This is a genomic window from Paenibacillus silagei (assembly GCF_017874735.1).
GTDB lineage: Bacteria > Bacillota > Bacilli > Paenibacillales > Paenibacillaceae > Paenibacillus_AQ > Paenibacillus_AQ silagei.
The window spans coordinates 273,845-286,105 of record NZ_JAGGLV010000003.1 but is presented as its reverse complement, the minus strand read 5'-3'; the positions used below and the strand labels follow the sequence as shown (position 1 = coordinate 286,105).

Annotated in this window: 11 protein-coding genes; 1 reads left to right on the top strand and 10 read right to left on the bottom strand. The window is 51.4% G+C overall.

All coding sequences use genetic code 11. The features are described from left to right. The 8 genes from J2Z70_RS06705 to J2Z70_RS06670 all read right to left on the bottom strand — a co-directional run bounded on the left by J2Z70_RS06705 (position 1) and on the right by J2Z70_RS06670 (position 8,876). Positions 1-2,331, bottom strand: a complete 2,331-nt coding sequence (locus J2Z70_RS06705; protein WP_209870741.1) for an ABC transporter permease — start codon at positions 2,329-2,331, stop codon at positions 1-3. 33 nt (positions 2,332-2,364) lie between these two features. After that, positions 2,365-3,483 (bottom strand): HAMP domain-containing sensor histidine kinase, encoded by a 1,119-nt coding sequence (locus J2Z70_RS06700; RefSeq protein WP_209870739.1) that lies wholly within the window; start codon positions 3,481-3,483, stop codon positions 2,365-2,367. After that, positions 3,480-4,169: a response regulator transcription factor gene (locus J2Z70_RS06695; protein ID WP_342592994.1), complete on the bottom strand. Its 690-nt coding sequence runs from the start codon at positions 4,167-4,169 to the stop codon at positions 3,480-3,482. Before J2Z70_RS06695 ends, J2Z70_RS06700 begins: the two co-directional genes overlap by 4 nt. Positions 4,170-4,355: 186 nt before the next feature. After that, positions 4,356-5,066, bottom strand: a complete 711-nt coding sequence (locus J2Z70_RS06690) for a Crp/Fnr family transcriptional regulator (protein ID WP_209870736.1) — start codon at positions 5,064-5,066, stop codon at positions 4,356-4,358. Between the two features lie 40 nt (positions 5,067-5,106). Further along, complete coding sequence (rd, locus tag J2Z70_RS06685; RefSeq protein WP_076075525.1) at positions 5,107-5,289, bottom strand: rubredoxin; 183 nt, start codon at positions 5,287-5,289, stop codon at positions 5,107-5,109. A gap of 32 nt (positions 5,290-5,321) precedes the next feature. Beyond that, positions 5,322-6,533, bottom strand: coding sequence for an NAD(P)/FAD-dependent oxidoreductase (locus tag J2Z70_RS06680; RefSeq protein WP_209870733.1), 1,212 nt, complete (start codon positions 6,531-6,533; stop codon positions 5,322-5,324). Positions 6,534-6,549: 16 nt separating this feature from the next. Continuing rightward, positions 6,550-7,788, bottom strand: a complete 1,239-nt coding sequence (locus J2Z70_RS06675) for an FprA family A-type flavoprotein (protein WP_209870730.1) — start codon at positions 7,786-7,788, stop codon at positions 6,550-6,552. A gap of 383 nt (positions 7,789-8,171) precedes the next feature. Next, positions 8,172-8,876, bottom strand: coding sequence for a class I SAM-dependent methyltransferase (locus J2Z70_RS06670; protein WP_209870727.1), 705 nt, complete (start codon positions 8,874-8,876; stop codon positions 8,172-8,174). Between the two features lie 202 nt (positions 8,877-9,078). Here J2Z70_RS06670 and J2Z70_RS06665 point away from each other — a divergent pair, with 202 nt between their 5' ends. Next, entirely contained in the window at positions 9,079-10,227 is a 1,149-nt protein-coding gene (locus J2Z70_RS06665) for an epoxide hydrolase family protein (RefSeq protein WP_209870725.1), read from the top strand. Between the two features lie 90 nt (positions 10,228-10,317). On the opposite strand, the gene J2Z70_RS06660 is transcribed toward J2Z70_RS06665, so the two are convergent. Together J2Z70_RS06660 and J2Z70_RS06655 are read right to left on the bottom strand one after the other, a co-directional pair. Continuing rightward, entirely contained in the window at positions 10,318-11,757 is a 1,440-nt protein-coding gene (locus J2Z70_RS06660) for a M56 family metallopeptidase (RefSeq protein WP_245368056.1), read from the bottom strand. 3 nt (positions 11,758-11,760) lie between these two features. Next, positions 11,761-12,135 carry a BlaI/MecI/CopY family transcriptional regulator gene (locus J2Z70_RS06655; protein WP_209870719.1) on the bottom strand — a complete coding sequence of 125 codons (375 nt, stop codon included), beginning with the start codon at positions 12,133-12,135 and terminating at the stop codon, positions 11,761-11,763. Positions 12,136-12,261: the final 126 nt, after the last annotated feature.

Here is a 12,261-nt window from a genome sequence, read left to right as displayed (position 1 = left end):
CTAATCCTCCTTGATATGCCCGGAAATTTGCAAAGCCTGGATGCCGGTACTGCCTAACCTGGTAGCTGCAACGACACAGCCTGCAATCAGCAGGGGCGAAAAAAGATAGACAAACCACGGATTTACCTCGAAATGGAAGGCTGACGCGCCGAAGGACGACACGATCGCCACACCGGCAAGCTCTCCGAGCGTATTTGCCAATAGCGTACCGGTGATGACACCCATCCCCAGCACGGTAACGGAGCGTGTAAGATATTGCCTCCGAATATCCCTGCTAGTGAAGCCTATGGATTTCAAGATGGCAATGGAATAACGGTCCTTCGCCACAAGCAACTTCATGAATAGCGTTGTTATCAGCAGTGTAAGCAGGACGGTTGCCAGAGTTGCGACGATGGATGCCTTTTGTATAGCCTTGCGTATAGGACCAAGCATCTGCCCGATGGTCTCGTCGATCCCGGTAATTTTGGCAAAGGGGAATTGTTCCCGGTACTGTGATATAGCCGCCTGAACACTCTGACGGTCACGGAACGTAACCGCAATTGAGGCGCTTAGAATTTCCCCGTGCTTCATCTTGAAATTAGCCTGAGCTGTACGCCCGCCGTTCGTGACATCGGAGTAAATTCCGCACACCTTCAGGTGCTTTTCCGTACCGTCAGCGATAACAACGATTTCATCTCCAACATTCATTTCAAGGTCTTCCGCATTTAGTACCGAGACGGCGATCTCCGCTTCCGCTTGCGGTGCACGGCCTTTGGAGTACGTAACCGGAAAAGCGGAATAGTCCCCGAAGGTCACCCGCAGCTTCTCTGGCGTTCCGTCATCCGTTCTCCTCTCTAGCATCCGGCTGGTGAACATAGCATATTTCTCAACGTTCTTATCTTCATCCAGCCGAGCTGCAACCACCTCCGCCTTCCCCTGAACATCCTCCACCTGCGTCCGCAGCACTCCGATATTAACATCGCTGATGCCCATCCCCATATTGGTGATGAAACCGGGTGCAGAGATAGTATTGCTCATATTGTAAGGTACAATCATAATGAATGAGGAGATGACCAGCACCATCGTCATGGTGACATACAGCTTCTTACGGGACAGCACATCCTTGATGCCTAGAAAGATATTCCGGGTGAACAGCCTGTTGTGACTCAGCTGGAAGCTTCTGCCCGGTTTCGAGGATTCCCGCGATGCGCCGAACCTCACCGCCTGCGCAGGGGAGATGTTACGGAAGCGCCGCAGCACACCATTCACATATAGCATGACCACCGCGAAGATGAGCACCGCCCCCGCAAGTCCGCTAAGCAAGCCGGGAAACCGGCTCCCACTATCACCCATATACAGACGAATATTGTGCATAAAAGGGATCTGGAGCGGGAGAGAAGCCAGAAAACCCAGCATACAAGCTACACCTGCGATTACGCCGTATTTCGCAAGGTACAGCTTTTTAATCTGCGATACCCGTATCCCGATAGCCTTCAGTACGCCTATCTCCTTGTAATCCTCTTCGATCGTTGCCAGTAGTGTAAAACGGATACACAAGAACCCTACCAGGATAACCAGCATGCCGATCAACACCAGCACAGCAATCATAATGCCGTCCGTAATGCCGTTAATCATCTTCACCTGATTGTACGTGATCGCAGGCGGACCGTTGGCCGGGAGACCCGCATCCAGATACGCTGTCTCAAAAGCGGGATAGTTAACCCCCTCAGACAGGCGGAATTCAATCAGGTGCTCCAATTGTCCGAACTCACGGACCCTCTCGAAATCCGTCTGGCTGACCAGGAACCTTTTGGAGCTTACCAGTGCCGCGTTCATAGTCGAATCCCGCAAAAACCCGGCAACGTGGAAGGAAATACCGTGGATCGTCAGTGTATCTCCTAGTGCTGCGTTTCCTTCCTGCCTGTAATAGACAGGGACATAGATTTCACCGTCTGCCGGATAAATCACCCCGCCGTTTAAGTCCAGCAGATAGTCGAATTTCTTGCCCTGTACGGAAAGACCATTGTCCTGAATGCTTCCTGCAAGCGAATCGTTCCCGATCACTATCTCTGCACCCTCAATATTTAGGAACTCCTGCACCTGATATTCCTCAACACTTCCATTCGTGTCTGCGAAGCGCCGCAACTGGTCCATATCAACATTGCCAGTATGCATCTGCATGAAATGGAGCGCCTTCGCCGATCGAAGCATGTTATCAATTGCGCCGGACAGATTCACTGTAAGCGATGCAGCGAGCGAGGTTAGCATGGCGGCAACGAGGATGAACGTCATAATCGTGCCGGTAATCAGCTTGCTTTTGCGCAGATCATTTTTAATTAATTTTAGATACATGTCACTCCTCCGTCTATTTGTGACCTTACAGGTTTAACCTTTGGGGAAAATGAGGACGAACTCCTTGGTATAGGGTGAGACTGCGTCTATTACGCTAACTCCCCCGGAATGCTGTTCCATCACCTTGTGCACAATAGCCAGTCCTAACCCGGTTCCACTGCTGGTGGTTCTTGAAGTGTCGCCGGAGACAAACGGCTCGAAGAGATTTCCGGTGATGGCCTCCGGGATCGCTGCTCCATTATCGGCAATATGGATTGTAATCCGGCTGGGCTCATCCGTCAGTCCTACGAATAACAGGCTGCCTGACGGGTTATGGCGGATTGCATTAGTCAGCAGATTGCCGATAGCCCGGCTAATTTCCAGCGGATCTGCTATATAAAATACGGGCTGGTCCGGTAACTGCAGTTCTAAGCTCATCTGTTTGCTTTCGATTTCACCAAACAAAGCAGCGCAAGATACGCGAAGCAGTTCCACAAGATCAACCTTCGCCAGCTTCAACTTGTATTCAGGCGCACCCAGCTTGGAGTAGGCCAGCAGCTGGTCAATCAATTGGTTCATCTGTCCCGATTTCGCTTGGATCGCCAGATGGTATTCCCGCTGTTTGTCCGGTTCCTCAACCAACCCGCCTGCCAATGCCCCTGCATAGCCGGAAATCGTAGTCATGGGAGTTCTCAGATCATGGGCAATATGCGAGAACAGCTGCATCCGCTCATTCTCCATGCTCATCCGCTGTTCTTCGGCATTCTTCAGCCTTTGGGCCATATAGTTGAACGCATCCCGCATTTCTGCAAATTCCGTTTCCGTCTCAAAATCCAGCCTGGTATTCAAATGGCCCGAGGTCACCGCCTTGAACCCTTCTTCCATCTTCCTTACAGGCTCCATAAGCTTCCTGTTGATCCCGTGCCCGAACAGGACAATCCCGATAAAATACACGGCGGCTGTAATAAGAATCCAGATCACGGACAGCGTGATCTGAAGCGATTCCGTTCCCTTGGCCAGCGGGGAAGAGGCCAGCTCCGCGAAGTTCATCCCGTTCTTCCATGTCAACAGACCGTACAATAGCTCCAGAACCAGGAGCGTCAGCGCAATGCCGAAGGTGCAGCCTATGAATCTGCGCATGATGACTCTTCTGAAGCTCCGCTTGTTTTTCATGGATGCACCTCCAGCCGATACCCTAATCCCCGCACAGTTCCAATGGACACCCCGCTGCCGCCGGGAAGCTTGGCGCGCAGCTTACTGATGGCCACCATCACCGTATTATCATCCACGATAGCCGTCTCCTGCCATGCCGCCTCATACAGCTGCTGTTTGGTGTAGACGCGTCCTGGACTTTGCATGAACAGCTTCATCATGTTGTATTCTGTAGCGGTAAGATGGATTGCGGCGCTGCCCAAGCGGAGACTGCAAACAGAAATATCCATACACAGTTCCCCAGCCGTCAGCACCGCCGCTGCGGAATCCGCTGCACCACCGCTATAGCGGCGTAATTGGGCTTTGATTCGGGCAAGCACCTCAAGCGGGTCAAATGGCTTAGTCACATAATCATCCGCACCAAGGTCAAGCCCCAGAATTTTCTCGTGATTCTCTGTCTTGGCACTGACAACGATAATGGGCAGATTGCTGTGCTCTCTCAAGCCCTTAATCAGCTGATAGCCATCAAGCTCCGGCATCATAATGTCGATGACAGCCAGATCAACCCGTACAGCTGCAGCCTGCTTCAGTGCTTCCCTTCCATTCCCGGCCTGGATCACGGTATATCCATCCTTTTCAACATACAGGCGCAAAAGCTCCCGGATCTCCTGCTCATCATCCACAATCAGAATCGTTTGGTTCATCATTTCACCTCTCCTCCCGCCCATCCCTCAGGGCTGTAAATCCATTATGTTGACCCTACCTTTCAGTTAAACACGGGTAACCTTAACATTGCCTTAAGATTTATCATAGGAAGCGGTTATCCATGCCAAAAAGCGGCATTCCCCATCACCGGATGGTAGAAATGCCGCTTAGCCTATATTCAACTCCCCTTATATTCCCATGAAACGCTCCACACCAGCCAGGTCCATGACGACCATCTGCTTGTTGCCGATCAGCTTGATCAGGCCGGAGTCCTCGAATCGGGAGAACTTCCTGCTGATCGTCTCGCGGGTCACTCCGACATAACTGGCCAGCTCTTCGCGGGACAGCGGCAGGTCGATATGTACGCGTCCGCCGCGCGGCTTACCGTATTTCTCACTCAGCTCCATGATCATATACGCGATCCGGATTTCCGGGTCCTTGGTCGCCAGACTCTGTGCCAGATTCTCGGTGTGGGCAAGGCGTTTGGTTACGCTTGAGAGCAGGCGCAGGGAGATGTCGGGGTTCTCGGTCATTAACTGCTCCATATCGCTGCGGGTCAGCAGGCAGATATTGGTGTCTTTCAGCGCATAGGCACTGAAGTTGCTAAGCTCATCGCTGTTGAAGATACTAAGTTCCCCGAAGAAATCCCCGTTCGTCAGGATATGTAAAATCTGTTCCTTCCCTTCGGGTGTGATCTTGGATAATTTCACATGTCCCTGCTGAATAATGTACAGCGTATCGGACGGCGCGCCTTCAAGAATTAGCGGCTGGCCCTTGGTGAATTTGCGGTGCTTAATCATGGCGCTGATCCGGGTAAGATCCTCATCGGTCAGCGCGGCAAAAATCGGTACCTTGCGTGTACAAGGTTCTGCGGCGTGCTGGCAGGAATGCTCTTTCATACCGTTCCCCCTGTAATGTGAAATGTGAAGCCTTAATCCTCTAATGGGCAATTGTGTTCTTTTCCTCAACGGGCACGAAATGGCTGGTATCCTCTCCGCAGACCGGGCAGACCCAATCTTCCGGCAGATCCTCGAATGCTGTGCCGGCAGCTACATCCTCATCGGGATCGCCTACCGCCGGGTTGTAGATGTAGCCGCAAGGGGTACAGATATATTTTTTCATCGTAATCAGCTCCTGTTATTGTGGTTAGTGAATTAATTCAATACAGACTGCGCTTCCGCTATAATCTCTTCAATGCTCTTGCCGTCAGCACTTCCGCTCAGCCGGACGCCTTGCTCAACAGCCGCCTTGTAAGCCAGCGAAGCCGCAGCACCCTGCCAGGACAACGCCCCTACAATGACATGATCCTTCACAAAAATTCGTGTATACGCCCCGTTCTCTTCACCGCATACCGACTCATCGCAATTCCGCTCATCAGTGTTGCCGATGGAGAACAAGGACACCCCGAACGCATTGAACAAGGTCACCGGAACCGCTCTGCGGTATACACTCCGGGCTTCAACCATATTGCTCCCTGCGATCTTCCCCTGTTCCATCGCTCCGCCCCACAGGCCTTCCACCAGCCCGCAGAACTCGGCAACGTCACCTGCTGCATAGATATTCGGAGCACTCGTCTGCAGATGCTCATCCACAATAATGCCGCTGCGGACCTCAATCTCCGAGCCGTCAACCAGAGCAGTATTCGGAACAATCCCAATGGAGTAGACCACATGGTCACACGGGAAGCTCGTGCCGTCATTCAGCGTAACCCCGGTGACATACTCTGTCCCCTCTATGGCAGCCACACCCGCTTGAAGAATCACCTTCACTCCGGATTGTTCGAGGGTTTCTTGCAGGCGCTTGGATGAGTAGCTGTCCAGCTGTCTGCCCATCAGGGCAGGTGCGTATTCAACCACAGTTACCTTATACCCTGCTTCGTGAAGCGCCCAGGCGGTCTCAATTCCCTGCACCCCTCCGCCAATGACGGTTACGCGGCTGCCTTCCTTAAGGCTGTTCTTCAGCCGGTCTGCGTCAGCCAGCTCCCGGATGCTGTGTACATTGGCAAGTCCGGCACCCTGGATGGTTAATGCGCGGTTCTTTGCCCCCATGCAGAGCAGCAGCTTATGGTATTCCACACACTGGCCGCTCTCTGTCTCTACCGTCTGGCGCTCCGGGTGGATGGACACGATGCGGGTGGACGACTGTACGGTGATGCGGTTATCGCGGTACCATTTCTCCTTCTTGATCAGAACCTTCTCGCTGTGCAGGTCGGTGAACAGGCCCTTGGTCAGCTTGATCCGGTTATACGGCAGGCCGCTCTCTTCCCCGATGATTGAGATTTCCGAATCCGCGTCCTGATCGCGGATCGCTTTGGCGGCATGGACGGCGGTTACACCGCCCCCAACGATTACGTAATGCTTCGTCATGTTCGCTTCCTCCTCCCTAGATTGAACTGAGCAGCAGATCCGAGACAAATTCGGTGGCATGCTTAATCTTCTGGACCTTCTCAGGCTCTCTTGGGGAGAATCTTACCCGTACGGGGAACTCCACATGGGTCATGCCTGTGGTTTTGATAACCTCGGAGGTGCTCTGTACAGTCATGTTCGTTCCGTTCAGGTAATCCTGAATGACCTCGATCGCTTCTCCGCTCCAGCCGTAGGAGCCGAACGCCGTAGCAAGCTTACCTTCCAGATTCATCTCCTGCATGCCTTTCAGCACTTCCTCCAGGTTCCCGATCATATCCGCATATTTCGTGGAGCTGCCGATGAAGACGGCGTCTGCCGATTCGATGCTGTGCAGGATGTCTGCGGTGCTGCTTTTATCTGCGTTCCAGACTTCTGTCTCAATATTGTTCTCCTTCAAGCAATTCTCAATGATCGCGGCCATCTTCTTCGTACTGTTCTTGATGGTAGTGTAGACAATGACAGCCTTCTTGCCCTGGGTGGTCTCCCGGCTCATTGTAGTGTACAGCCCGATGAACTTAGGAATGTCCTCGCGGATCAGGAACCCGTGGGATGGCGCAATCATACGGATCTCCAGATCCTTCACGGCTTCCAGCAGCGTTCTTACATATCTTCTGTGCGGGTGGATAATCGCTGCATAATAGCCTTTGTAATCTTCAGTGATATCGAAGCCTGCTTCATCGCTGAACAGGTGCTCAGCTGCCACATGCGTACTGAAAATATCGCAAGGGAACAGGATCTTGTCTTCCACACAGTATGTAATCATCGTCTCTGCGGTGTGGAGGTACGGTGTTTCTTTGAACAGCAGGGTTTTGCCGCCGATATCCAGGGTGTCTCCGTCCTTCACCACCAGGAAGTTGCGGCTGTGCAGCTTATACATCTCCTGCAGCTCCGGTACAGCGATCTCGGTGCAGACAATCGTAGCATTCAGTGCCTGTGCGGCCAGTGCCGCCAGTCCGCCGGAGTGGTCAGGCTCCGTATGGTTAATGACGATGTAATGAATATCCATGAGATCAATCATTCCGGCGAGGCACTCGGCATATTCGCGGCCGAATTCCATATCCACCGTATCGATTACGGTCGGCTTGCCGGTTTTGAGGAGATAGGAATTATAGGTGGTGCCTTTGGCGAGAATCAGGCGGTGGAACGGGACTTCACGATTGTCTATTTTGCCTACCCAGTGGATGCCTTCGGCGATTTGTCTGGTTTGTGTACTCATTTGTATTAGCCTCCAATATTTGATTGATAATCCTTATCAGCAACCTCATTCTATTACGCCAGCTGCTTAAAAAGGAGGATTCAAATCAAATTCCGGAAGTTTGTGAAAGCTTTCGTTTGGCCTACTCTTAATGTAGCCGATTCCGCAGAAGATGTGGTGCGTGTGGTCACAGGCGGGGAGGGAAAATCTAATTTAAGTGGATTTGAGCAACTGCTTGCTTCAAATTAAAACTCAAAGCTTGGTCGTCGCTGCGGTGAACATTTGGCCGGTAGAAATCCAAATACAAAGGCGGACGCTACCGCTCCTCCAGTTCCAAATTTCCTCTCCGCTTCTTTTTGCTTTTTGCTATCATAACTTATCAAAAAAAGCCGATCTCTATAAGATCAGCTTTTCTTGGCAACAAAGGTTATACAATCAGAGGTCAGCTTGACGGGCTGCCCGTTTCTGTTAATCTCAAATGCTAAGGATTTAACGATCAGTTGCTCTATCTCCCATCCGGCAAACTGCTGTTTCAAAAGGTCAATCATTCTCTCAGTAGACAGATTCACTTCAAACATGGGATCCAGCTCTTGCTTATTCTCTACAAGCATTTCCAGGATATTGGACGCGATAATAATACAAATCGCCCCGCCTGTTCTTGTCCCGGCATTCATTTCACACAGCTTCTGCTCCAGTACCTGTGCCGAGCTCACATGTTCAAGTGAAGATACGGCTACGATAATATCATATTCATTTGGTTCAATAGAGAAGTGTTCAATATCAGATAGAATGGGTACAATGTACGGCTCTACACCAAATTCCTGACTGTAACTCTTCAGCTTCTCTATGGCTGATTCCAGCAGGTCCACACATACCACTTTTCCATTCCTAGGCTTAATCGATTCGGCGATCGGAATGCTGTTCCGGCCAACCCCAGCTCCCAGATCCAGTATGCTTATGTATTCTTGATCCTTATACTGATTAATAAGATTAATAACTGTAGTAACGGGTTTGTGCAGCCAGGAGCCTGGCTCGAATAGCTTGCTGCTCTCGTAACATTGATCATGATATTTCTTCTCTTCCACTCTTATATTGGTTATTCTATCCATTCCCTCACCTCGTAATCTTTGATTCCGTCCACAAAGTAATTCTCCAGTGAGGAGTATTTTCCTCTAACAGCTTCTTCTCAAGCATTCAGCTTCACACTTTCGATGAGATATATTCCTGATTAGCTTGCTATGTCTAACATTACTCCAGGTGATATAGTTATCCCATTGGTACTGAAGTTATTCCACTTAAGGAGCGATTGTAATGACGGTTGAACGTTATCAAATTCATGTTGCCGATGAAGTCCTGGAGGATCTGAAATACAGACTGGGGCATGTCCGCTGGCCCGGCTTGTTCGAGGAAGCTGCTTGGGACAGGGGGACAGATCAGGCATATTTGAAGTCTCTTATTGCCTATTGGCGGGATCAGTTCGATTGGCGGGCCCGGGAAGCGGAGCTGAACAAGCTGGCACATTATCGCTGCAAGGTGGAGGGGCTAGATATCCATTTTGTGCATGAACGCGGCAAAGGTCCTAATCCCCACCCGCTGATCCTCACCCATGGCTGGCCGGACAGCTTCTTGCGCTACGAGAAAATCATTCCCATGCTTACCGACCCTGCGAGCTACGGCGGAAATCCCGAAGATGCCTTCGATGTCATTGTCCCTTCTGTCCCCGGGTTCGGCTTCTCAAATAGACTGCAGCGTAAAGGAATTAACAATTCCAACATAGCCGGGCTGTGGGCCACATTAATGACCGAGCATCTCGGCTACAGCAAGTTTGCTGCGGCTGGCGGAGATATCGGCTCCGGTGTGACCCGGTATCTGGCCTTCAACCATCCTGAGTTGCTAAGCGGAATCCACCTAACTGACATCGGCCTGATCAAGAATCTGCTGGCGGTGCAGGATAAGTCGGGGCTGACGGAAGAGGAGCAATTGTATATCCAAAACACCTCACAATGGATCGCCGAGGAAGGCGGATATATGCAGATTCAGTCGACGAAGCCGCAGACGATTGCTTACGGGCTTACCGACTCCCCTGTGGGTCTGGCGGCTTGGATCATCGAGAAATTCCGGGCATGGAGTGATTGTAAGGGCGATCTGCGGCAAAGCTTCAGCGAGGATGAGTTACTTACGAATATTATGATTTATTGGATTACAAATACGGCAGGCTCGTCCGCGAATTTGTATTATGAGAATACTCATACTTTGCCGCCCTTGGGACCCTTTGAGGTGCCAACAGCTGTAGCTCTATACCCTGGGGATGTCTGCCTGCCGCCCAGAGCCTGGGCTGAACGCAATCTGAATATTACACGGTGGACCACGATGCCCCGCGGCGGACATTTCACAGCGATGGAAGATCCGGGACCGCTGGCGGATGACATCCGTGAATTCTTCAGACCTTTCAGGGACTAGAACGTGCTTGTGAAAAAAAACTGGGGCAGCCTCCGCTTGGGAAGCTGCCCCTGGCTGTGATTATATACCGGCAGGTTGAATGCAGGATGTTTACTTTGCCGGTGCTGGAACGATCTCAGCAGGAGCCGGCACCAGCTCGGGAAGTGCCTCTACATTGGCCTCTTTCTGGTCAGGGACTGGTGCAGGGGCAAGCCCGGAATCAGATTGGACAGCGCTTGCTTTCGGCATCGTTACGGGAGCACCTTCAGCAGGGGCTGGTACAAGCTCAGGCAGCGGCTGGGCAATTATCTCTGCTTGAGCAGATCCTGGAGACTGCTCAGCGGGAACCGTTGCAGAATCATCAGATTCAGCTGGCCCAGCAACAAGTTGTCCTGCTTTATATTTCTGGGCGGGGATGGTGCTGCTCTCGGCAGGCTGGGTTCCAGATACTTTGGCTGGCTCGGTTATTTTACCTTCGGGCACTGTAGAAGCCGCAATCTCGGAAGCGGCATTATCAGAAGAAGTATACTCCGAGTCGGCGACTACTTGCGGTGTCATCTTGGAGGCCAATGCCGCCGTAGAGGTGCCGATCCCTGCAATTAACAGGGCTGCGGTAACCGATAGGAAGAGGGTCTGTCTGTTTAGTTTTTTGACGTTAAGCATATGGGTTAATCTCCTTTGTAATTGTTTGCCGTCACCGGATAATGAGGCGTAGAAAGCTCCGGGTTGACTGGTGGGCCCTGCCATGACATTCAGAATCGTCCCGCCGTAACGTTTGCGGTCGGCATGAGACATCTCTTGCACCACTTCCTGATCACAGGTCAGCTCGCTCCAGGTATGAAGCTCATGACGAACCGTGTGAACTAGCGGGTTGTACCAATGTAATGTACGGACTACAAGCAGTGCAGCCTTGATCCACAGATCCTTCCGCTTCAGATGAACCAATTCATGGCGCAGGACCATCTCCATATCCAGATTGGCATGACTCTGTATAGGCAAATAGATCGACGGTCTCCATAGACCGGCCAGAAAAGGACTGCGTGCGACAGAACTGTACGCGAGCTTCACGCTACATGTGAGGCCAAGCTCCTCCTTGATGCTCCTTAGCATCTTGGCTGGTTCACTATTCTCCGGTACCATGGTACGGTTACGCTTAAGTACTCTGGTAAACCTGCGGTACGCATACCCTTGCCAGGCGGCAAAAATGATAGCTCCCGCTGCCCAAATGCCCAGCAGAATATAGGCGGTACTTGTTGTTAAAGTTAATGCTGCATGCTGTAGTGATTCCGTTATAATTCCGGTTACCCTACCACTCTGAGGATTCTGTACACTTGTGACTACGCGCGGCGCGCTCAGGTGTTGGGATAACCACCGCAGGATCAGAGCTATAGGGATCAAATAAAAGACTAAGGACAGCTTAATGAGTCCGTAACGCCATCGGGCCGGGAAATGTCCGGTAGAGAACCTCCCTAGTGCGTAGATGCTGATGGTTACTACACTTCCGGCAGCGGTTAGTGAAATCAGAAGATTCAGCAGAGTGTTCATCGTCATCACCTACTTTTCCGAGAACCATTGCTTCAGCTCGTCAATATCCTGGTCCGACAGCTTGTCGCCGTCATACATGGCAGAGATCAGGTTCTTGACCGAACCCTGATACAGCCCGTCCAGGACATGCTGAGTCTCCACCAGCTTATAGTCCTCAGGCGAAATGCCGGGCACATATTTGTTCAGCCGCCCATGCCGGGTAGCCGTCAGAAACCCCTTATCCACTAACCGTGACAAAAAGGTAGATATCGTCTGCGCCTTCCAGTCCCTTCCCTTATGCGCGAACAGGTTCAACAGCTCCGTTGAAGTAACTGGCGGTGTACTCGCCCAAATGGCTTCCATTAACTCTAATTCTGTATCCGATAGCTTCTGAATCTTGTTCACCGTGAACACCTCATATGTCTGTTATGCGTCCATAACATTATTACTACACTACGTAGTAGTTATAATCTACTACAGAATGTAGTGGTTAGTCAAATGTATAGCTGCAATCCGTCTAGAGATTATCAA